At 41.0% G+C, this 20,042-nt stretch carries 22 protein-coding genes and 1 other annotated feature; of the genes, 20 read left to right on the plus strand and 2 right to left on the minus strand.

The features are described 5' to 3' along the window. The first annotated feature begins 1 nt into the window (after position 1). The 7 genes from thiI (at position 2) to HMPREF3108_RS00550 (ending at position 4,131) form a co-directional block, all read left to right on the plus strand. A complete protein-coding gene (gene thiI / locus HMPREF3108_RS00520) occupies positions 2-1,216 on the plus strand; it encodes a tRNA uracil 4-sulfurtransferase ThiI (RefSeq protein WP_061603713.1) in 1,215 nt (404 codons plus the stop codon). 21 nt (positions 1,217-1,237) lie between these two features. Then, the gene (locus HMPREF3108_RS00525; RefSeq protein ID WP_061603714.1) at positions 1,238-1,759 is read left to right on the plus strand and encodes a methyltransferase family protein; all 522 of its coding nucleotides are present in this window, start codon (positions 1,238-1,240) and stop codon (positions 1,757-1,759) included. 102 nt (positions 1,760-1,861) lie between these two features. Further along, positions 1,862-2,455 carry a hypothetical protein gene (locus HMPREF3108_RS00530; RefSeq protein WP_061603715.1) on the plus strand — a complete coding sequence of 198 codons (594 nt, stop codon included), beginning with the start codon at positions 1,862-1,864 and terminating at the stop codon, positions 2,453-2,455. Between the two features lie 94 nt (positions 2,456-2,549). After that, positions 2,550-2,637: a sequence feature (ribosomal protein L21 leader region), on the plus strand. A gap of 37 nt (positions 2,638-2,674) precedes the next feature. After that, positions 2,675-2,989: a 50S ribosomal protein L21 gene (rplU, locus tag HMPREF3108_RS00535; protein ID WP_009754237.1), complete on the plus strand. Its 315-nt coding sequence runs from the start codon at positions 2,675-2,677 to the stop codon at positions 2,987-2,989. Positions 2,990-3,004: 15 nt separating this feature from the next. Continuing rightward, entirely contained in the window at positions 3,005-3,349 is a 345-nt protein-coding gene (locus HMPREF3108_RS00540; protein ID WP_012000277.1) for a ribosomal-processing cysteine protease Prp, read from the plus strand. A gap of 17 nt (positions 3,350-3,366) precedes the next feature. Further along, positions 3,367-3,660: a 50S ribosomal protein L27 gene (gene rpmA / locus HMPREF3108_RS00545; RefSeq protein ID WP_003032879.1), complete on the plus strand. Its 294-nt coding sequence runs from the start codon at positions 3,367-3,369 to the stop codon at positions 3,658-3,660. Between the two features lie 165 nt (positions 3,661-3,825). Beyond that, entirely contained in the window at positions 3,826-4,131 is a 306-nt protein-coding gene (locus HMPREF3108_RS00550) for a rhodanese-like domain-containing protein (protein ID WP_060553965.1), read from the plus strand. A 59-nt stretch (positions 4,132-4,190) separates the two neighbouring features. Here HMPREF3108_RS00550 and HMPREF3108_RS00555 read toward each other — a convergent pair whose 3' ends face one another. Continuing rightward, positions 4,191-4,718 (minus strand): hypothetical protein, encoded by a 528-nt coding sequence (locus HMPREF3108_RS00555; RefSeq protein ID WP_008808966.1) that lies wholly within the window; start codon positions 4,716-4,718, stop codon positions 4,191-4,193. A gap of 229 nt (positions 4,719-4,947) precedes the next feature. Next, entirely contained in the window at positions 4,948-5,760 is an 813-nt protein-coding gene (locus HMPREF3108_RS00560; RefSeq protein WP_048778602.1) for a Cof-type HAD-IIB family hydrolase, read from the minus strand. A gap of 122 nt (positions 5,761-5,882) precedes the next feature. Between HMPREF3108_RS00560 and lepA the strand changes: the two genes are divergently transcribed. From lepA to HMPREF3108_RS00625, 13 genes are all read left to right on the plus strand, one after another. Then, entirely contained in the window at positions 5,883-7,706 is a 1,824-nt protein-coding gene (lepA, locus tag HMPREF3108_RS00565; RefSeq protein ID WP_012000280.1) for a translation elongation factor 4, read from the plus strand. 43 nt (positions 7,707-7,749) lie between these two features. Next, on the plus strand, positions 7,750-8,385 hold the full coding sequence (locus HMPREF3108_RS00570; protein ID WP_012000281.1) for a hypothetical protein: 636 nt from the start codon (positions 7,750-7,752) through the stop codon (positions 8,383-8,385). Positions 8,386-8,475: 90 nt separating this feature from the next. Beyond that, entirely contained in the window at positions 8,476-8,970 is a 495-nt protein-coding gene (locus HMPREF3108_RS00575) for a YkgJ family cysteine cluster protein (protein WP_012000282.1), read from the plus strand. 197 nt (positions 8,971-9,167) lie between these two features. After that, a complete protein-coding gene (locus HMPREF3108_RS00580; RefSeq protein ID WP_070492875.1) occupies positions 9,168-10,001 on the plus strand; it encodes an AraC family transcriptional regulator in 834 nt (277 codons plus the stop codon). A 53-nt stretch (positions 10,002-10,054) separates the two neighbouring features. Then, positions 10,055-10,981 (plus strand): ATP-binding cassette domain-containing protein, encoded by a 927-nt coding sequence (locus tag HMPREF3108_RS00585; protein ID WP_070492862.1) that lies wholly within the window; start codon positions 10,055-10,057, stop codon positions 10,979-10,981. A gap of 190 nt (positions 10,982-11,171) precedes the next feature. Beyond that, positions 11,172-11,861, plus strand: coding sequence for a pyrimidine 5'-nucleotidase PynA (locus HMPREF3108_RS00590; protein ID WP_048775120.1), 690 nt, complete (start codon positions 11,172-11,174; stop codon positions 11,859-11,861). 42 nt (positions 11,862-11,903) lie between these two features. Next, positions 11,904-13,739: an excinuclease ABC subunit UvrC gene (gene uvrC, locus HMPREF3108_RS00595; protein WP_070492864.1), complete on the plus strand. Its 1,836-nt coding sequence runs from the start codon at positions 11,904-11,906 to the stop codon at positions 13,737-13,739. Positions 13,740-13,908: 169 nt separating this feature from the next. Beyond that, positions 13,909-14,454, plus strand: a complete 546-nt coding sequence (locus HMPREF3108_RS00600; protein ID WP_070492866.1) for a hypothetical protein — start codon at positions 13,909-13,911, stop codon at positions 14,452-14,454. 256 nt (positions 14,455-14,710) lie between these two features. Beyond that, the gene (locus HMPREF3108_RS00605) at positions 14,711-15,556 is read left to right on the plus strand and encodes a metallophosphoesterase family protein (protein ID WP_070492868.1); all 846 of its coding nucleotides are present in this window, start codon (positions 14,711-14,713) and stop codon (positions 15,554-15,556) included. Positions 15,557-15,562: 6 nt separating this feature from the next. Next, positions 15,563-17,224 (plus strand): hypothetical protein, encoded by a 1,662-nt coding sequence (locus tag HMPREF3108_RS00610; RefSeq protein WP_070492870.1) that lies wholly within the window; start codon positions 15,563-15,565, stop codon positions 17,222-17,224. 114 nt (positions 17,225-17,338) lie between these two features. Then, positions 17,339-17,944, plus strand: a complete 606-nt coding sequence (locus HMPREF3108_RS00615) for a nitroreductase family protein (RefSeq protein ID WP_048777711.1) — start codon at positions 17,339-17,341, stop codon at positions 17,942-17,944. 45 nt (positions 17,945-17,989) lie between these two features. Then, a complete protein-coding gene (pepV, locus tag HMPREF3108_RS00620) occupies positions 17,990-19,393 on the plus strand; it encodes a dipeptidase PepV (protein ID WP_048777714.1) in 1,404 nt (467 codons plus the stop codon). Positions 19,394-19,445: 52 nt separating this feature from the next. After that, positions 19,446-20,030: a uracil-DNA glycosylase family protein gene (locus tag HMPREF3108_RS00625; RefSeq protein WP_048777717.1), complete on the plus strand. Its 585-nt coding sequence runs from the start codon at positions 19,446-19,448 to the stop codon at positions 20,028-20,030. Positions 20,031-20,042 lie beyond the last annotated feature (12 nt).

Genomic DNA, 20,042 nt, shown 5'->3' on the forward strand with positions numbered 1-20,042 from the left:
AATGCATTATTCAGAAATTATGGTACGCTACGGTGAGCTCTCAACCAAGGGCAAGAACCGCATGCGCTTTATCAACAAACTCAAACGCAATATCCAATCAGTCTTATCAATCTATCCGCGGGTTCATGTCAAGGCTGACCGTGACCGCACTCATATCTATCTGCATGGAACAGACTATCAGCCGGTCGCTGAATCACTCAAGCAGATTTTTGGGATTCAGAATTTCTCTCCATCTTATAGGGTTAAAAAGTCTGTACCAGCCTTGATTGAAGCTGTTCAAACCATCATGAAGCAAGTCTATCAGGAAGGCATGACCTTTAAGATTACCAGCAAGCGCAGTGATCACAGCTTTGAGTTAGATAGCCGTGAGCTTAACCAAACGCTTGGCGATGCTGTTTTTGAGGCTATTCCCAATGTTCAGGTTAAAATGAAAGCGCCAGACATCGAGCTTCGCGTCGAGATCCGAGAAGAAGCGGCCTATATCTCTTATGAGACGATTCGTGGTGCTGGGGGACTGCCAGTCGGCACTTCAGGAAAAGGCATGCTCATGCTGTCGGGTGGGATTGACTCACCAGTGGCTGGTTATCTGGCTCTCAAGCGTGGTGTAGATATCGAGGCGGTTCACTTTGCCAGTCCTCCATACACCAGTCCAGGTGCGTTGAAAAAAGCTCAAGATTTGACACGAAAACTGACCAAGTTTGGTGGCAATATCCAGTTTATCGAAGTGCCTTTCACAGAGATTCAAGAGGAAATCAAGGCCAAGGCTCCTGAAGCCTACCTGATGACCCTGACTCGTCGCTTTATGATGCGCATTACGGATCGGATTCGGGAGGAACGGGGGGCTCAAGTCATTATCAACGGAGAAAGTCTAGGTCAGGTGGCTAGTCAAACTATCGAGAGTATGCAGGCTATCAATGCTGTAACCAATACACCGGTTATCCGTCCAGTCGTGACCATGGACAAGCTGGAAATCATTGAGATTGCAGAAAAAATCGATACTTTCCAAATTTCTATCCAGCCATTTGAAGACTGCTGTACTATTTTTGCGCCTGACCGTCCTAAGACCAATCCTAAGATAGAGAATGCAGAGCAGTACGAAGCTCGCTTAGATGTTGAAGGTTTGGTAGAACGCGCTGTTGCAGGCATCATGATTACTGAGATCAGACCACAAGCAGAGACTGATGAAGTTGACGAGCTGATTGAAGGGCTGTTGTAAAAGCGAGAGAAGGTGACGTTTATGCTTGCTGTTTTTCTCTTAATTCCTTTTTTGTTGATTCGTTTTCCTTTATTGAGTCATTACAGCAAAAATGCTTTGTCACGAGCGGCTTATTTTGCGCCAGTACAAGGAAAAGAAAAGATAGCTTATATGATTTATCAATTGAGCAATCTAGCCTTGTTCATAACTCCTTTTTTGCTTGAAGTTAAGTTTGATTTTTCTCTTTTCTTTTATGCTGGTATAGCTATTTACCTGCTTGGTTTGGCTTTGTGTGTTATCAGTATGAGGAATTTCGCTAGACCAGATGCAAACGGCATGAATACAAAGGGTCTTTATCGCTATTCCCGTAATCCCATGTATGTAGCTTACTTTGTTTGTTTTTTAGGAATAGCTTTTTTGACTAAGTCAATGATTTTCTTTCTGATTTTAGTGATTTTTCAGACTGCGGCCCATTGGATTATCCTATCTGAGGAGCGCTGGTGTCTTGAAAAATTCGGAAAGTCTTATCAAGACTATCAAGATAAAGTGCGACGCTATTTTTAAGCTTCTTCCAATCAATAATTACAAGATAAATTTATTAATAAATAGAATAGTAAAATACTCTTGATTTAAGTTTTAATAAAATAGTAGAAAAAAGGAGAATGAATGAGCGATTGGTATTATTTTTGGAGAGGACTTGCTGGAGCATTTTCTTGGGAAAAGGGTCAAGATAATGCTTTGATTGGAGGAGAACCTAGCTGGACTTATTTATTAGGGCTTAGCATTAACTTTTTAGTGATTCTAGGAATTTTTGGTCTAGTCTTGTTTGGATTCTATAAAACCAAAGTTCAAGCAGGTTCTTGGAAGGCGGCTTTCGGAGTCTTTTGGGATAATCTATTTTCAAGAGGGCGCGCCAGAGGTATTTTAGGTCTTATAGTTGGCTTCCCCATTATTTTCATTGCAATCCCCTTCTATGCTGGATATCGTGTGACCAATGGTGTTTGGCGCTACAATTATTTTACTAATCAAGAAACAGTTACTAAGACGGTCTTACTTTCTGAGTTAGATACTTATGTTGGAAGTAGGAAGTCAGGTAGCTCTAGTATTACCTTGACAGTCTTTAATGGAAATGAGAAGCGTACAGTCAACATCGCAAACTCAAGTCAGACACTAGCTCGCACCTTAAAATCAGAATTAAAGACACCGACAATGATTGATGTTGAAGTCAATAAAGAAGGACAGATTATCTTTGTTCATTAAAAAAATTTAATAAGCCTGAAAATCCGTTTTCATTGGGTAAAAAGGCTTGTCAAAAGGGAAGAGAAGTGCTATACTTAGAGAGTTGACTATGCACGTTCCTGTGCAACCGCACGAACATCGTTGCTCACATAGTGAGTATAAAGTGGTTCGTCCCACGATGCTAGGCGAGTCTTCACAAAAATACGGGGGAAACCCCAAAAAAATCATAGGAGGTGCATAATGAGCACATACGCAATCATTAAAACTGGCGGAAAACAAGTTAAAGTTGAAGTTGGTCAAGCAATCTACGTTGAAAAATTGAACGTTGAAGCTGGTCAAGATGTTACTTTTGACGAAGTTGTTCTTGTTGGTGGTGAAAAAACTGTTGTCGGAACTCCACTTGTTGCCGGAGCTACTGTTGTCGGAACTGTTGAAAAACAAGGTAAACAAAAGAAAGTTGTTACTTTCAAATATAAACCTAAAAAAGGCAGTCACCGTAAACAAGGTCACCGTCAACCATATACTAAGGTTGTCATCAACGCGATCAACGCTTAATTTTCAGGAGAACACATGATACACGCAGTCTTTGAGAGAGCTGAGGATGGCGAACTAAGATGTGCAGAGATTACTGGACACGCCGGAAGCGGCGAATACGGCTTTGATGTCGTGTGTGCATCGGTTTCGACGCTTGCCATAAATTTTGTCAATTCAATTGAAAAATTTGCGGGCTATGAACCGACCTTAGAATTAAACGAAGATCAAGGTGGATTCTTACGGGTTGAAATCCCAAAAGATATTGCACCGAACCAGAGGGAAATGACTCAGCTTTTCTTTGAATCCTTTTTCTTAGGAATGGCAAACCTATCGGAGAACTCATCAGAGTTCGTCCAAACAAGAGTTATCACAGAAAACTAACACGGAGGAAAAACATTATGTTAAAAATGAATCTTGCTAACTTGCAATTATTCGCCCACAAAAAAGGTGGAGGTTCTACATCTAACGGACGTGACTCACAAGCGAAACGTCTTGGTGCTAAAGCTGCTGACGGTCAAACTGTTACAGGTGGCTCAATCCTTTACCGTCAACGCGGTACTCACATCTATCCAGGTGTAAACGTTGGCCGCGGTGGAGACGATACTTTGTTTGCAAAAGTTGAAGGCGTAGTTCGCTTTGAACGCAAAGGACGCGATAAAAAACAAGTTTCTGTTTACCCAATCGCTAAGTAAGGTTATAAAACCAATAAACAAAAGGCTTTCTGAGAGATCAGAGAGCCTATTTTTTGTTTTGCTAGCTGTATTTTAATAAGTAAGATGATGGGGGAAACCGTTTCCTTGACTTTAAAGTATTGAAATGATTGAATAGAATTGAAAAAAAGATTATTAGGAGGGAATATGTTCCATTTTTTTACAAAAGTTGAAAGTATTTCAACAGCAGAATTAGAGAAAAGGTTGAAGACGAATATTAAGCTACTGGATGTTCGAACCCCGTCTGAATATAGCAAGGGTCACATCAGGGGAGCCCAGAATCTTCCTTTAGGGCAACTCGATCGCTATTCGCAGTCAAAAGAAGAGAAGCTTTATGTGATTTGTCACTCAGGTGTTCGTAGCAGATTAGCAGCGAAAAAGCTTAAAAAGAAAGGCTATGATGTTGTGAATGTTTCTGGAGGCATGATGTCTTGGAAAGGGGATGTCGTTTAAAGTAAGTCAATAAAAAACTCTTTGCCAATTTTTAATGAATGGCAAAGAGAAGGAGTCGCTTATTTGACTGTTGTAGGGATGATATCTTTAGTTTTTCCAGAATGAGCAATCACACGATATTCGTTTGGTTTTGTTTCGTATTGGAATGCAATGGTTGTGGTGTCGTCTGGTAATTTTTGTGCAATGTCAGCAATAGTCTGACGGAAACCTTGCAGGATTTGTTTGTCTTCTTCTGTGGCAGTATTATTATCAAAAGCAGCCATCATTTCCTTAGTTCCAGCAGCTGTATCACCTTTGATAGAAGCTGTAATGACGGTATGTCCATTCGGGAAAGCTTCGTCTTTTACATCTTTTTCAACTTTAATATCAAAATCTTTAGAATTTCCATTTGGATCAAATATTGATTTCAGCTCATTGATAACATCTTCTTGAGAAGTACCAGCTGATTTGCTTTTTTTGGCAGTAGATACTGATGAAGTGACTTCTGAAGAAGATGATGAAGATGTTTCTTCAGTTGATTTCGCAGAGCATGCAGCTAAGACGATAAATGATAGGGCAGTTAAACTATAGAGTGAAATTTTCTTCATAGATTCCTCCTGGAAAGGTTAAGGTTATATTATTCTCTTATAACTGGAAAACAGTATCAAGAAATAAATTGTAGATATATTGTAACCAACGCTAAGCCAGTCGTCAAGCGACTTTCAGGCTTTTTAGGCAACTTGAGTAAAAAATCATATAAAGGATATAAGAACTACAGATGAACATAGAAAAAAAGTAGATGGTGACCTACCTTACTGGTTTGTCCCACCTACTTTTTTAGTTTAGAAGATATTTTTCAATAGCTTTTGCTACCCCATTTTCGTCATTGGAGTCAGTGACGTCATCAGCGAGTGATTTAACATAGTCGCTGGCATTCCCCATGGCAATACCTAGACCCGCCAATTTAAGCATTTCAAGGTCATTGTTGGCATCTCCAAGAGCCATGATTTCCTCAACTTTGATATTTAATTTTTGGGCTAATTTTTCTAATGCAAATGCTTTGGTGATACCTGCCGGCATAACTTCATAAATCACATCCTGTGAGCGTACACCGCTGAAATGCTGGCAGATATCAGAGGCATATTTTTCTTCAAAGAAATCGACTGTCTCTTTTTCAGCTAAGAACATGGCCTGGAACATCGTATACTTACCACTAACTGCCTCCTCAAGGCTGATTTCAGTGGGTGAGGTAAAAACATAGCCTGTGTCTCGAACTACGATAGGGCTCGGTGTCTCTCCGACAACGAAATAGTGTTCTTCGTCAAATAAGGTAAGTTGGATGGAGCTATTCTGGGTTAAGCTATAGAGGTAGTGGATATCTTGCTTATCCAAGGCGACTGAGTCTATCACCTTCCAATCACTGGTTCGGTGGATGGCACAGCCATTGTCAACAATCACATATTCATCTTCTTGGGCGAGGCCTAAAAGTTCGTAATATGGTCGAACACCAAAAGGAGGACGACCTGTACAAAGGACCAGTTTCACACCAGCCTTTATAGCTTTGTGGATAGCAGAGATATTTTCTTGGGAAATCTTTTTTTGAGAATTCAAGAGAGTTCCATCCATATCAAGTGCAAGTAATTTTATCATTGTTTATCTCCAATATTAATCTGTGATAAGTATAGCATAATTTATGGATAAAGTCCGAGTCTATAGGAAAAATCGCGGGTCTTGTGTTATAATAAATAGAATACCCTAAAAGGATGAGAAAAATGAATTTAGAAGATTTGAAAAAACGTCAGGAGAAGATCCGTAATTTCTCCATCATTGCCCATATCGACCACGGGAAATCAACCTTGGCTGACCGGATTTTGGAGGCGACTGAGACGGTTTCCAGCCGGGAAATGCAGGCCCAACTCTTGGACAGCATGGACTTGGAGCGGGAGCGCGGTATCACCATCAAACTAAATGCTATCGAGCTTAATTACACAGCTAAAGATGGTGAAACCTATATCTTCCACCTCATTGACACGCCTGGACACGTGGACTTTACCTATGAAGTATCGCGGTCGTTAGCAGCCTGTGAAGGAGCTATTTTGGTCGTTGATGCAGCTCAGGGGATTGAAGCTCAGACCTTGGCAAATGTCTATCTAGCGCTGGACAATGATTTGGAAATTCTGCCGGTTATCAATAAGATTGACCTGCCAGCTGCGGATCCAGAACGGGTGCGAGCTGAGATTGAAGATGTGATTGGACTAGATGCTAGCGAAGCCGTATTAGCTTCTGCCAAGGCTGGTATCGGGATTGAAGATATTCTAGAGCAGATTGTGGAGAAAGTTCCAGCTCCGACTGGAAATGTTGAAGCGCCACTCAAGGCCTTGATTTTTGACTCAGTCTATGACGCCTATCGTGGGGTAATTCTACAAGTGAGGGTGATGGATGGTGTGGTCAAGCCAGGAGATACCATTCAGCTCATGAGCAATGGCAAGACCTTTGACGTAACTGAGGTTGGCATCTTTACACCTAAGGCTATTGGGCGTGATTTCTTAGCGACAGGGGATGTTGGCTATATTGCAGCCTCTATCAAGACGGTACAGGATACCCGAGTCGGAGATACTGTAACCTTGGCTGATAATCCAGCTACAGAACCTCTGCATGGCTACAAGCAGATGAACCCGATGGTTTTTGCTGGTCTCTATCCTATCGAGTCCAATAAATACAATGACTTACGTGAGGCTCTTGAAAAGCTCCAGCTAAACGATGCCAGCTTGCAGTTTGAGCCAGAAACATCACAAGCGCTAGGATTTGGATTCCGTTGTGGCTTCTTGGGCTTGCTACACATGGATGTTATTCAGGAGCGCTTGGAGCGTGAGTTTAATATTGATCTGATTATGACGGCTCCGTCCGTTATCTATAAGGTTAATCTGACAGATGGTGAAGCCATTGATGTCTCTAATCCGAGTGAGTTTCCGGATCCGACCAAGATTGATTCTATCGAGGAGCCTTATGTTAAGGCGCAGATTATGGTGCCACAGGAATTTGTCGGAGCAGTGATGGAGTTGGCTCAACGCAAGCGCGGTGACTTTGTGACTATGGACTATATCGACGATAATCGGGTCAATGTCATCTATCAAATTCCGCTTGCTGAAATTGTCTTTGACTTTTTTGACAAGCTCAAGTCCTCTACTCGTGGCTATGCGAGCTTTGACTATGAGATTTCTGAGTACCGCTCGTCCAAGCTGGTGAAGATGGATATTCTCCTCAATGGCGACAAGGTTGATGCCCTTAGCTTTATCGTTCACAAGGAATTTGCTTATGAGCGTGGTAAGCTGATTGTAGACAAGCTCAAGAAAATCATTCCTCGTCAGCAGTTTGAAGTACCCATTCAGGCTGCTATCGGTCAGAAAATTGTGGCTCGGACAGACATCAAAGCCTTGCGTAAGAATGTCTTGGCCAAGTGTTATGGTGGTGACGTTTCTCGGAAGCGCAAACTCCTTGAAAAACAAAAAGCTGGTAAAAAACGGATGAAAGCTATCGGCTCAGTCGAAGTTCCACAAGAAGCTTTCCTCAGTGTCTTGAGTATGGATGAGGAATAATCTCTTATAGCCTTAGGTAATAGATCCTAAAAGGAGGAAAATCATGAAACGATCGTACTTACTTGGTGCAGTCCTTGTATTGACTTCACTTACTCTAATGTCTTGTGCCAAATCTGGTCAAAAAGGTGAACAAACAAGCTCTTCGACCAGTTCAAGTGTTCAAGTCAAAAAGGATAGTTCAGACTCTTCTTCTAAGGAAAGTAAGAGCAAAGCCAATCAAGAAAGAAAACGTGTTGGCTCCCCTGAGTTTGGCTATATCGATATCCCAAGTAAATGGGTTAAATTTGTCGATGTAGATGTTGATGGACTTATTCAATATACCGATGGTTCTGCCTATAATATCGTTACAATGAATGCTATTTCTAAGGAAGAGGCAGAAGTAGGTGAGGGGGAGACCTTCAATGCAGAAACGATTGCTCAACGCGTCGCCTATAATTGGAGTCAAAAAGATAATCTTGAAAAGATGTGGGGGACTAAGAATACCGTATCTGGCCAAGAAGCATTTCAACTTAACATCATTTTAAAGTCAGGACAACTTGCTAATACATTGGTTTTCCAAAAGGATGATAAAGTCTATATACTGTCCATTGAAGGTGACAAAGAAACTATCAATGACTTCTTGGAAAACATGAAGGATACATGGAGTCTCGACGAAAAAAATTCAAATGCTAAGATCTGAAAGACTCAGAAAAATGAGATTGACTGAAAGGTATCTCATTTTTTTGATGTGTTGATGATAAACACCAAAAAGATAATTAGAAAGTAAAATATGTCTCAAGAAATCGACCTTGAAAAATACCACCAACTAGCTCTTCAAAAGCAGAAAGAGCATCGAAAGTTTTTGGCTAGCTTGAAAAAAAAGCCACCAAAAAACCTCGATAAGATTGCCCAGCAGATCCATGATGAGGTCTTTGAGGAGATTGACTGTACAGCCTGTGCTAATTGCTGTAAGACTTTAGGGCCAGACTTTAAGGAAGCTGATATTGTCCGTATTGCCAAGTATTTCAAGATGAAGCTGCCAGCTTTTGAAGAGGAATTTCTGCAGGTAGACGAAGACGGTGATAAGGTTTTCAAGGCTATGCCTTGTCCTTTTTTAGGTGGAGACAATCTCTGCTCGATCTACGATGTCCGTCCCAAGGCCTGCCGAGAGTTCCCTCACACAGACCGCAAGAAGATTCATCAGATTAATCATCTGACAATCAAAAATACCCTGACTTGTCCTGCGGCTTATCTTTTTGTGGAGAAGCTGCGGGATAGGTTATAGAATCCCCCTCTAAATCTTGTACAAAAATTCTAGGGCAGAAGTATCTTATATCTGCTAGACTATAGTTAGAATTGAACATGGCCAAAAAGCTGTGTGAAAAAGATAAAATTTTCTCGGAGCAGGAGCCCCTCCGTCAATTTTCTTATTTTCACTTTGTTTTTAAAGGCCTTAGTATCTTTTGTGAGGTGAAAAAGAATATGATGCATCAATTCAATCGAACCATGGAATATCTAGAAAGAAAGTTGGACGCAGAAGTGGATTTGCAGAAATTTCAGCAGCTATCAGGCTATTCTTATGCTCTCTTTAGCAGACTCTTTTCTATCCTAGCAGATATGACTTTGGCGGAATACTTGCGCAATCGCAGGTTGTCAGAAGCTGTGACGGACTTGCGGGAAAGCTCTGAGAAAGTCATTGACATAGCGATGAAATACGGCTATGAGTCTGCCGATGCCTTCAGCGCAGCCTTCAAGAAATTCCATGGTGCGACTCCCTCAGAAGTTCGAAATGGAAAACCTTATCGCGTCTTTCCTAGACTTCAATTATCCTTAAAGATTACAGGAGGAAAGAACATGGATATCAAGATTCAAAAGAAACCTACTTTTACCGTTGCAGGCGTCCTATTGGAAGCTATTGACAATAGTCAGTGCCCATCTGCTTGGGAGCAGCTCTATGCAAAGCACAGCTTTGAAAGCCTAGAAAGTCTGGGCAGTGGCCAATCCTTTGGTGTCTGCTCGGATGTCAAAGAAGGCGAAATCATCAACTATATGGCAGCTTATGATGTGGCGGATAAAGCTAAAGCAGAAGAACTAGGTCTGTCAATCAAAGAAATTGCAGAAGCTGAATATGCTATCGTACCAGTCAAGGGGGCTATACCAGCCAGCATTCACCATGCTTGGAAATATGTCTTGGAAGTCTTTTTCCCAGAAACAGGATATCGCCACTCGGGAGCACCAGATTTTGAAGTCTACACCGAAGGCGACATGTACTCCCCAGACTATCAAATGGAACTCTGGATACCAGTGGTGAAATAAAATGGTGCTTGCAAGTCATTTTTTAGGCGTTGATTACAGAGGAGGATGATGCTATGCAGATGTATTTTGGGGACGTTTCTCTTTGTTATACGTATTCACTTGCGATGGCACTGCATTCGTATGGTTATGATGTTCGCCCTGAGTTTTTGGAAGCCATTATGGTGATGGGAAATGGCGCCAGTATTGTAAAGGAAGATGAAAAACACCCCTTAGTTTTCTTTGATAATGGGATGCCAGATAGTTCTATCAGCCATTCTTTAAACATTCTGGGTTTTACATATGATGAATACTATATAAAGGACTCTAATAAAGAGGTTCTTCTCTCTATCAGAGAAATCTTAAGCAAGTTCTTGCTCAGCGGGCCTCTTGTTCTTGGCCCTTTGGACATGGGTTATCTCACTTATAACCCCAATCATGTTCATTTGTATGGGGTGGACCATTTTGTTTTAGTTTATGATCTAGATGATGACTTTATCTATTTCCATGATCCAGCTGGTTTTGCTTGTATGAAAATGAGTTTGTCAGAATTTGCGAAAGCCTGGGAAGCTAAAAATATCGACTATAAAAGAGGTTCTTTCTCCATGTGGGGAAACTTCAAAAAAATCAAATCTCCAGCTTCCAAAGAGATTTATCAGAAAACATCTATGTTGATGAAGCAACAATATGAACGTGGCGAGGTGAACGTGATAGTAAGATATGCTAAGTCGGTAGCGGACAATGGCTTGAATGAAGAACAAAAGCATCTTCATCAATACTTTAGTTTCAAATTAGCTTCTATCAGAAATTTATACATGAGCAACTTCTTAAAAGATCACGATACGGTCAGATCTGATCTAAAAGAAAATTTAGCAAAATTGTTTGGCCAAGCTCATTTATTTTGTATCAATGAAGATTACCAAAAATTGTCAGAAGTCTTGTATGATATTGCAGTGCTAGATAATAAATTTAGAGATTTGTGCCTTCACTATAAGGAAGAGTAGAAGAAGTGAGAAAAACGAAGATGCTGTTTGGTAATGCAGCAGAATCAAAACAAGAGCTACCAACCTATCAAATGAAAGTCTGGATTTCAGTAGTGAAATAGATTAGAAATCAGCCGTTCGTTTTTGAGCGACTGGTTTTTGTGGCTTGTGGTATAATAAACCTACTAAAGATGCAGAAAGGATTTCGACCTTGTCATATAAATTTCTACTTTTCGACCTTGACCATACGCTGCTGGATTTTGATACGGCAGAAGACATTGCCCTGACTCAGTTTTTGGAGGAACAGGGCGTGACGGAGATTCAGACCTACAAAGACTATTATATTCCCATGAACAAGGGGCTTTGGCGGGATTTGGAACAGGGGAAAATCACCAAGCTAGAGCTGGTCAATACGCGCTTTTCTCGTCTTTTTGATCATTTTGGCATTGAGAAGGATGGGGCCGAGCTGGCCCTTCTCTATCAGCAGCACATTGCTCAGCAAGGCCAAACATACGCTGGAGCTAGCGAGCTTTTGGACAGTCTGACAGAAGCTGATTATGAGATTTACGGAGCGACCAATGGCATCACGGCTATTCAGACTGGCCGCATGGCCCATTCCGACATTTCTCCTTATTTTAACCATATTTTCATCTCGGAGCAGATGGGAACTCAGAAGCCCGAAGCTTTGTTTTATGAAAAAATAGCAGAGCAGATACCGAGCTTTGACAAGAGCCAGACCTTGATGATTGGGGATTCTTTGACTGCTGATATTGCAGGCGGTAATAATGCAGGGATTGATACGGCTTGGTATAATCCGAAGGGGGTTACTAACCAAACACAGGCTAGACCAACCTACATTCTCCAATCTTATCAAGACTTGTTGGATTTGTTGTTACAATAATAAGAAGAGGCGGTTCGGCCTCTTTTCTGCTATAATAGACCTATGAACAAGCTAATCCAATCAAAGCTGGAACTGTTACCGACCAGTCCTGGCTGTTACATTCACAAAGACAAAAACGGTACCATTATCTATGTCGGCAAAGCCAAGAATCTGCGCAATCGGGTTCGTTCTTATTTCCGTGGAAGTCATGATACCAAGACGGAGGCTCTGGTTTCTGAGATTGAGGATTTTGAGTTTATTGTTACTGAGTCCAACATTGAGGCTTTGCTTCTGGAGATTAATCTAATCAAGGAAAACAAGCCTAAGTACAATATCATGCTCAAGGACGATAAGTCCTATCCATTTATCAAGATTACCAATGAAACCTATCCGCGCCTAATCATCACGCGCCAAGTCAAAAAGGATGGCGGACTTTATTTTGGTCCTTACCCCGATGTTGGTGCGGCCAATGAAATCAAGCGGCTTTTAGATCGGCTCTTTCCTTTTCGCAAGTGTACCAATCCGCCTGAAAAGGTCTGCTTTTACTACCATCTAGGGCAGTGCAAAGCCCACACTATTTGTCAGGTAGACAGCCAGTATTTCAAAGAGCTAGCCCAGGAGGTAGCAGCATTTCTCAAGGGGCAGGATGACCAGATTATTGAGGATTTACGGGGGAAAATGGCTGGCGCAGCGCAAGCTATGGAGTTTGAAAAGGCAGCGGAGTACCGCGACTTGATTCAGTCCATTGGCACGCTGCGAACCAAGCAGCGGGTTATGGCCAAGGATTTGCAGAATCGTGATGTCTTTGGCTACTATGTGGATAAGGGCTGGATGTGCGTACAGGTCTTCTTTGTCCGCCAAGGAAAGCTAATTGAGCGCGATGTCAACCTTTTTCCCTATTACAATGATCCGGACGAGGATTTCTTGACCTATATCGGCCAGTTCTACCAAGAAAAATCTCACCTCAAGCCCAATGAAATTTTGATTCCAGCAGATATTGACGAAGAAGCTGTCCGAGCCATGGTGGATACCAAGGTGCTTAAGCCTCAGCGAGGCGAGAAGAAACAGCTGGTCAATCTGGCTATCAAGAATGCTAGAGTCAGTCTCCAACAGAAATTTGACCTCTTGGAGAAATCTATTGAAAAGACCCAAGGAGCTATTGAGAATCTAGGGCAGCTTCTTAACATTCCGACACCTGTTCGGATTGAGTCTTTTGATAATTCCAACATCATGGGGACCAGTCCTGTATCGGCTATGGTGGTTTTTGTCAATGGTAAACCAAGCAAGAAGGACTATCGCAAGTATAAGATCAAGACTGTGGTGGGACCTGATGACTACGCCAGTATGCGAGAGGTCATCAAGCGACGCTATAGTCGGGTGATTCGGGATGGACTGACTCCGCCTGATTTGATTATCATTGACGGTGGACAGGGTCAGGTCAATGTCGCTAAAGAAGTTATTCAGGAGCAGTTGGGATTGGATATTCCCATCGCTGGACTGCAAAAAAATGACAAGCACCAGACTCATGAATTGCTTTTTGGTGACCCTTTGCAGGTTGTAGAATTATCCCGCAATTCGCAGGAATTTTTCCTGCTCCAGCGCATCCAAGATGAAGTCCACCGCTTTGCCATTACCTTCCACCGCCAGCTCCGCTCTAAAAATTCCTTTTCATCGCAACTAGATGGTATCGAAGGCTTGGGACCAAAACGCAAGCAAAATCTTATGAAACACTTCAAATCTCTAACCAAGATTAAAGAAGCCAGCGTTGACGAAATTGTCGAAGTCGGCGTACCGCGAGCGGTAGCAGAAGCGGTGCAGGAAAAGTTGAATCCGAAAACTCAGGAGCAACAACAAGCACGGTTGCGAGAGGTGGCAGAGCCACAAGCAGAAATAGAATAAACAGATATCTGATGAGTATAGTGTAAACAATCTTTGGTTATAGAATGGAAAAAACTCAAGCAATGTGAAGTAACCATTAGAAGGCTTAGAATATTTGATATCGAAATAATTTGACATTGAAATAATTTTATAATATAATATTCCTATTCTTTATTAATAGGAGACACTAATGAAAAAAATTGTTACAGCTAGTGTAGCGCTTTTGTCGGTTATAACTTTAGCAGCATGTTCTGGAAAATCAACTTCAGAATCTTCTGATAAAGCTTCAAGTTCTGTAGAAAAAACTTCTACTTCAAAGAGTTCATCAAGTAGCTCTGAATCTTCATCAAAAACAGCTAGTTCAGATCTAAAAACTCCAGAAATTGTTCTTTTGACAGATGAAGAAATTGACAATGCTAAAACAATTGGCGATATGAAAGCTCTTTTTGGTAAGTTGATTGACAACTATAAGAAATACATTACTGAAATCGGTAATAAAGTTCCAGAAGCTGGAAAAGAAGCATATAATCAACAAGTCCAACCAGCAATTGAGTCTATGGAAACTTCAAGAGAAACATTTAACAATACACTTTCAGCCGCTGGTCCGGATGATACAGTAGTTCCAGAACAAAGTCGTAACCTGTTTCTTCAACAGTTGAAAACAGGACGTGATGCTATGAAGCAGGCTATTGAAGGTGCTTATAAATCTCTTGCTCCGCTTATTTCTGGACAATAATATCTCAACAAAGTAGGTGATTGTCGCCTGCTTTTTTTGTGCTCAAAATTAATAGTTATAAAAGAGACAGCGTGTGACACATAAGAAGTAGATGAACTATGATTGCTGGTGAGGAGTAAAAATCATAAACTATATCGTTTCTAAAATGATCAATAAGTTTTAGAAGATAAACCACCCAGAGGATGGTTTTCACGTTTTCAATCAGTTTTTGATATACTAGATTCAAACTAAACAGCCATTCATTTAAGGAGTGAAGATGAAACAAAGAATTGCCATTTTATCAGATATACACGGAAATACGACTGCCTTAGAAGCAGTCCTAAATGATGCTAAAGAGCTAGGAGCGACCGAATACTGGCTTCTGGGTGATCTTTTTCTTCCTGGACCGGGTGGAAATGATTTGATGGATCTTTTGGAAGGTCTGCCAATCACTGTGAAAGTCCGGGGAAATTGGGACGATTGTGTTTTAGAAGCTTTAGATGGTGTCTATGGCTTAGAAGACCCTCAAGAAATACAACTTTTGCGCCTAACTCAGTATTTGATGGAACGACTTGATACTCGGCATATTGACTGGTTGAGAAGTTTGCCGCTTCTTGACAAGATTGAGGTGGATGGTTTGCGTTTTTCACTTAGTCATAACTTACCTGATAAAAACTATGGTGGAGCTTTGCAGGTGACAAATGAGACTTCAAATTTTGATCATTTGCTGGATGAGAAAACGGATATAGCTGTTTACGGTCATGTTCACAAGCAGTTGCTTCGTTATGGAAGTCAAGGACAACAAATTATTAATCCAGGTACGATTGGAATGCCCTATTTTGATTGGCCAGCTTTGAAAAATCACCGTGCCCAGTATGCCTTGTTAGAAGTTGAAGGCGGGGAACTGGTGAACATTCAATTCCGAAAAGTAGCTTATGACTATGAAGCGGAGTTAGAATTGGCCAAAGAAAAAGGACTTCCCTTTATTGAGATGTATCAAGAACTACGACGTGAAGATAACTATCCAGGACATAATAAGGAGCTGTTAACCTCCTTGATTCAGCAACATGATTATGTGGAGGAGGTCAAAGATTTCCTTCAGAAAATAAAAAATGAAAGTTAAAGAGAGATGACCCTAAATTTTGACAAACATAGAGATCATTTGGAACAAGATATTCGAGAAGAACTTCAGAGTATTTATACAGACAAATTCAAAATACTAGTCATTAAAGAAAATAACATGGATCCCTATTGTCCGATCTTTTTATTTGAGATAAAGCTTGAGGACTATCAGGATAGATTAGATATTTTAGTTGATGGTAGTGATTTGATACTAAAGTGGGGAGAGGAAAAATACGCGATTCAGTACAAGTATGATCGAGAAAGTCTAAAGGAAGGACTGGAGAGAATTAAGCTCTACCTAGATCAACCAGAATTGATTTTTTCTGAGCCTCTGAGTCCTAAAAATGTCCATCTGAAGTCTAAAGGCATTGAAAGAATGATTGCTAATGTCTTCGAGGGGAAAACGAGAACCAACTGCTGGGAAAAACCTGACCAAAAGGATGGAGATTATAAAGCTCTTATTACGAATATCTTGCCTCGCTACCAGGCTTCTTTTACTCTTGAGCTAGCAGATCAATACTTTATCGTGAAAGATATTTTTCCTATCAAGGCCGGCATAGAAAGTCAAGGTTTTCAGATTCATCAGCCGATTGATTTAACCTCCTCAAATATGGCTTCTTTCTTGAGTCAATTTAAGGAATTTATAGAAGCTGAGTTGGAAGGTGGAGATAATGTAACTGACTCAATGTCTGTCTCTGAGCTTGTTTTGTCTGCTCCTCTTAAGCCTGATACTGTAGGGGCAAAGGTTTTACAAGTACAGAGGATTATCAGCACAAGCTTCACAAAGGACGTTTCTTTTTTTGAAACGACCAAGATGATGAAGGATGGTAGTCTTTATGAGGTTGATTTTTTTGCAAAATCCAACTTTTATTCGGCAATCTTTTCTATTACTTTAATCGGCAGGCATTTTTATCTTCACGTGACTAGGCCAAATAAAGCAGACTTGAAAGATTATTGGGATTTATTTGGTTATCCCTATGAGTTAACTGAGGAAAATCTTAGAAAAGTGATAAAGGTAGCTGAGATATATTTTGCTAGTCATCTAAAAAAGGATCAAAAACCATCAAGTTCTAATAAGAGTAAATCTCAACTAATCCATCAAATTAAAGCCCAAGCAAGAAAAAAGAATGAGGTGCTCGCGAAAGAAAAAGCAGACAAGGAAGTTTATTTAGGATTGAGAAAATTGTGGAAACTGCAGTTTTTGATTTTCTTTATCCTGATAATTATGGCGTTTGTCATAGAGGTTTATATGGCTGGAGCAGGTTATAAAGCCTTTAAAATGAGAATTCAGTTTAGTCGGGTATCAGTGCATAGTTTTTCGCTTCTTTTTCTTACCATGTATGGTTTTTTGACGCTCTATATCACTGGGCTGAAGATCAATGGATTTTTGAAGCAGTATCCTCGTTGGAAAGGACTTCCGACCAAGGGAAGTAGTCTTCCTAAAAAGGAGACAGGTTTGACATTCTTGGCCCTCTTTCTTGTTCTTTTTCTAGGGGCCATTGAATTAACCCTTCGCAAACCTGAACCAAAAGTGGAAATACCTAAGATAGATCAAAATTTAAACAAGGTTTTTGAGCAAGAAAGAAGCTCTAGTTATAGTGATTTAATAAAGGGCTTAAGAGATTCAAGTAGCCAGAATGGAGAAAACGAAAGCTCTACGACGGAATAATCTTATCAAGTGGCAAGAGATGATAGCCACATCTTATAGAGAATGAAAAACCTCTGCAAACTCTTACAAAATATGATAAAATGAAGCTAGTATATTAAGAAAAGGAAAAGGTCTATGAAATTTCTAGAACTCAATAAAAAGCGTCACGCAACCAAACATTTCAATGATAAGCCGGTGGATCCAAAGGATGTCCGTACAGCGATTGAAATTGCGACTTTGGCTCCAAGTGCCCACAATAGCCAGCCATGGAAATTTGTAGTAGTACGAGAGCGCAATCAAGACTTAGCAGAAATTGCTTTTGGCTCTAACCAAGATCAGATTAAAGAAGCACCAGTGACCATAGCACTCTTTACGGATACAGATTTGACCAAGCGGTCTCGTAAGATTGCGCGTGTGGCTGGAGTTAAGAATTTCTCTGATGAACTGCTTCAATTCTATATGCAAAATCTACCAGCTGAGTTTGCGCGCTATAGCGACCAACAAAAGAGTGATTACTTGGCCCTCAATGCTGGTTTAGTAGCTATGAATCTCGTTCTGGCTTTGACTGACCAGGGCATCGGATCCAACATTATTTTAGGTTTTGATAAATCTAAGATTAATGAAGTCTTGGAGATTGATGAGCGTTTCCGTCCAGAACTCTTGATTACTGTTGGTTATACTGATGACAAGTTAGAGCCTAGCTATCGCTTGCCAGTTGATGAAATCATTGAGAAACGTTGATACAGCTGTATTGATTTAAATCGAATGAGATATTGAGGTGAAAAAATGACAATTGATTTTAAAGCAGAAGTTGAAAAACGCAGAGAAGCTCTCTTGGCCGATCTGTTCAGCCTTTTGGAAATTAACTCAGAGCGGGATGACTCCAAGGCGGACAAGGAGCATCCTTTTGGACCTGGACCTGTTCAAGCCCTGCATAAGTTTTTAGAAATCGCTGAGCGCGATGGCTATGAAACCAAGAATGTAGACAATTACGCTGGTCACTTTACTTTTGGCGAGGGTCAAGAAGAACTAGGGATTTTTGCCCACATGGATGTGGTTCCTGCCGGAAGTGGCTGGAATACAGATCCTTACAAACCTGAAATCATTGATGGTAAGCTTTATGCGCGTGGTTCATCTGATGATAAAGGTCCAACCATGGCTTGTTACTATGGTTTGAAAATCATCAAAGACTTGGGACTGCCAGTATCGAAGCGTGTGCGCTTTGTGGTGGGGACTGATGAGGAATCCGGTTGGCAAGACATGGACTATTATTTCAAGCATGTTGGTCTGCCTGAACCAGACTTTGGTTTCTCACCAGATGCGGAATTTCCAATCATTAATGGAGAAAAAGGGAATATCACCGAGTACCTCCATTTTGGAAATGACAACACTGGGAATGCTAAACTTCATAGCTTTACAGGTGGCCTCCGTGAAAATATGGTGCCAGAGTCTGCAACAGCAGTTGTATCTGGACAATTACCAGATCTGGCTGGTCTCTTAGATGCCTTTGCCAAGGAACACAAGCTTCAGTATGAAATCTCAACTGTTGATGAAAAAACTTATACTATTACGATTATTGGTAAGTCTGCTCATGGATCAACTCCCGAAGATGGGATCAATGGTGGAACCTATTTGGCCCTCTTGTTGAACCAATTTGACTTTGGTGGTGATGCCAAGGCTTATCTGCAAGTAGCAGCTCGAGTTCTGCACGAGGACTTTACTGGTGAGAAGTTAGGAATTGCTTATACGGATGCTAAAATGGGTGCTCTCAGCATGAATGCTGGTGTCTTCCATTTTGACAGTGCTAAGACTGACAATACTATTGCTCTGAACATCCGTTACCCTCAAGGTACTGATCCAAAGACGATTCAAGCTGGTCTTGAAAAAGTCACTGGTGTTGTGTCAGTGAGTTTGTCTGAGCACGGACACACTCCACATTATGTTCCAGCAGATGATGAATTGGTAGCAACTCTTTTGAGTGTTTACGAAAAACAAACAGGTCTTAAAGGACATGAGCAAGTCATCGGTGGTGGTACCTTTGGTCGTCTCTTGAAACGTGGAGTTGCCTTTGGTGCTATGTTCCCAGACTATGTCAACACTATGCACCAAGCTAACGAATTTACAGATGTAGAAGACCTTTTCCGTGCTGCGGCTATTTATGCGGAAGCTATCTACGAACTAATCAAATAATCCACTACTCGGCCAGTTTTTCTGGCTGAGTTTTTCCATAGAAGGAGTTCTTATGTCAAAGATTGAAACTATTAAACAAGCCATTATGGCAGATCCTCAAAATAAAGAATATACGGATAAAGGCATCGAACCGCTCTTTGCAGCCCCAAAGACTGCCCGAATCAATATCATTGGACAAGCCCCTGGGATGAAGACAGAAGCAGCTGGCATTTACTGGAAGGATAAAAGTGGTGATCGTCTGCGGGAGTGGTTAGGAGTTGACGAAGATACCTTTTACAATTCTGGTTTGTTTGCAGTGATTCCCATGGACTTTTATTTCCCAGGGCATGGAAAATCAGGTGACCTACCACCTCGCAAAGGCTTTGCTGAAAAATGGCATCCTCAACTCCTCAAGGAGTGTCCAGATATTGAGTTGACCCTCTTGATTGGACAATATGCCCAGGCTTACTATCTTCATGAGAAAGTGAGTGGCAAGGTAACTGAACGGGTTCATCATTTTAAAAACTATTTGCCTGAGTATTTTCCGCTAGTTCACCCTTCTCCGCGCAACCAAATCTGGATGGCTAAAAATCCTTGGTTTGAGGCAGAAGTTGTGCCAGAATTGCAAGCATTGGTACAAAAGATTATTCATCAATAAAGGAGAAAAACT

Origin of the sequence: Streptococcus sp. HMSC10A01, from assembly GCF_001807785.1 — a bacterium.
Classification (GTDB): domain Bacteria; phylum Bacillota; class Bacilli; order Lactobacillales; family Streptococcaceae; genus Streptococcus; species Streptococcus gordonii.

Bases quoted from the DNA above. Each gene is read 5' to 3' on its own strand.
- thiI (WP_061603713.1), top strand. From the start codon at position 2: ATGCATTATTCAGAAATTATGGTACGCTACGGTGAGCTCTCAACCAAG.
- HMPREF3108_RS00525 (WP_061603714.1), top strand. From the start codon at position 1,238: ATGCTTGCTGTTTTTCTCTTAATTCCTTTTTTGTTGATTCGTTTTCCT.
- HMPREF3108_RS00530 (WP_061603715.1), top strand. From the start codon at position 1,862: ATGAGCGATTGGTATTATTTTTGGAGAGGACTTGCTGGAGCATTTTCT.
- rplU (WP_009754237.1), top strand. From the start codon at position 2,675: ATGAGCACATACGCAATCATTAAAACTGGCGGAAAACAAGTTAAAGTT.
- HMPREF3108_RS00540 (WP_012000277.1), top strand. From the start codon at position 3,005: ATGATACACGCAGTCTTTGAGAGAGCTGAGGATGGCGAACTAAGATGT.
- rpmA (WP_003032879.1), top strand. From the start codon at position 3,367: ATGTTAAAAATGAATCTTGCTAACTTGCAATTATTCGCCCACAAAAAA.
- HMPREF3108_RS00550 (WP_060553965.1), top strand. From the start codon at position 3,826: ATGTTCCATTTTTTTACAAAAGTTGAAAGTATTTCAACAGCAGAATTA.
- HMPREF3108_RS00555 (WP_008808966.1), bottom strand. From the start codon at position 4,718: ATGAAGAAAATTTCACTCTATAGTTTAACTGCCCTATCATTTATCGTC.
- HMPREF3108_RS00560 (WP_048778602.1), bottom strand. From the start codon at position 5,760: ATGATAAAATTACTTGCACTTGATATGGATGGAACTCTCTTGAATTCT.
- lepA (WP_012000280.1), top strand. From the start codon at position 5,883: ATGAATTTAGAAGATTTGAAAAAACGTCAGGAGAAGATCCGTAATTTC.
- HMPREF3108_RS00570 (WP_012000281.1), top strand. From the start codon at position 7,750: ATGAAACGATCGTACTTACTTGGTGCAGTCCTTGTATTGACTTCACTT.
- HMPREF3108_RS00575 (WP_012000282.1), top strand. From the start codon at position 8,476: ATGTCTCAAGAAATCGACCTTGAAAAATACCACCAACTAGCTCTTCAA.
- HMPREF3108_RS00580 (WP_070492875.1), top strand. From the start codon at position 9,168: ATGATGCATCAATTCAATCGAACCATGGAATATCTAGAAAGAAAGTTG.
- HMPREF3108_RS00585 (WP_070492862.1), top strand. From the start codon at position 10,055: ATGCAGATGTATTTTGGGGACGTTTCTCTTTGTTATACGTATTCACTT.
- uvrC (WP_070492864.1), top strand. From the start codon at position 11,904: ATGAACAAGCTAATCCAATCAAAGCTGGAACTGTTACCGACCAGTCCT.
- HMPREF3108_RS00600 (WP_070492866.1), top strand. From the start codon at position 13,909: ATGAAAAAAATTGTTACAGCTAGTGTAGCGCTTTTGTCGGTTATAACT.
- HMPREF3108_RS00605 (WP_070492868.1), top strand. From the start codon at position 14,711: ATGAAACAAAGAATTGCCATTTTATCAGATATACACGGAAATACGACT.
- HMPREF3108_RS00610 (WP_070492870.1), top strand. From the start codon at position 15,563: ATGACCCTAAATTTTGACAAACATAGAGATCATTTGGAACAAGATATT.
- HMPREF3108_RS00615 (WP_048777711.1), top strand. From the start codon at position 17,339: ATGAAATTTCTAGAACTCAATAAAAAGCGTCACGCAACCAAACATTTC.
- pepV (WP_048777714.1), top strand. From the start codon at position 17,990: ATGACAATTGATTTTAAAGCAGAAGTTGAAAAACGCAGAGAAGCTCTC.
- HMPREF3108_RS00625 (WP_048777717.1), top strand. From the start codon at position 19,446: ATGTCAAAGATTGAAACTATTAAACAAGCCATTATGGCAGATCCTCAA.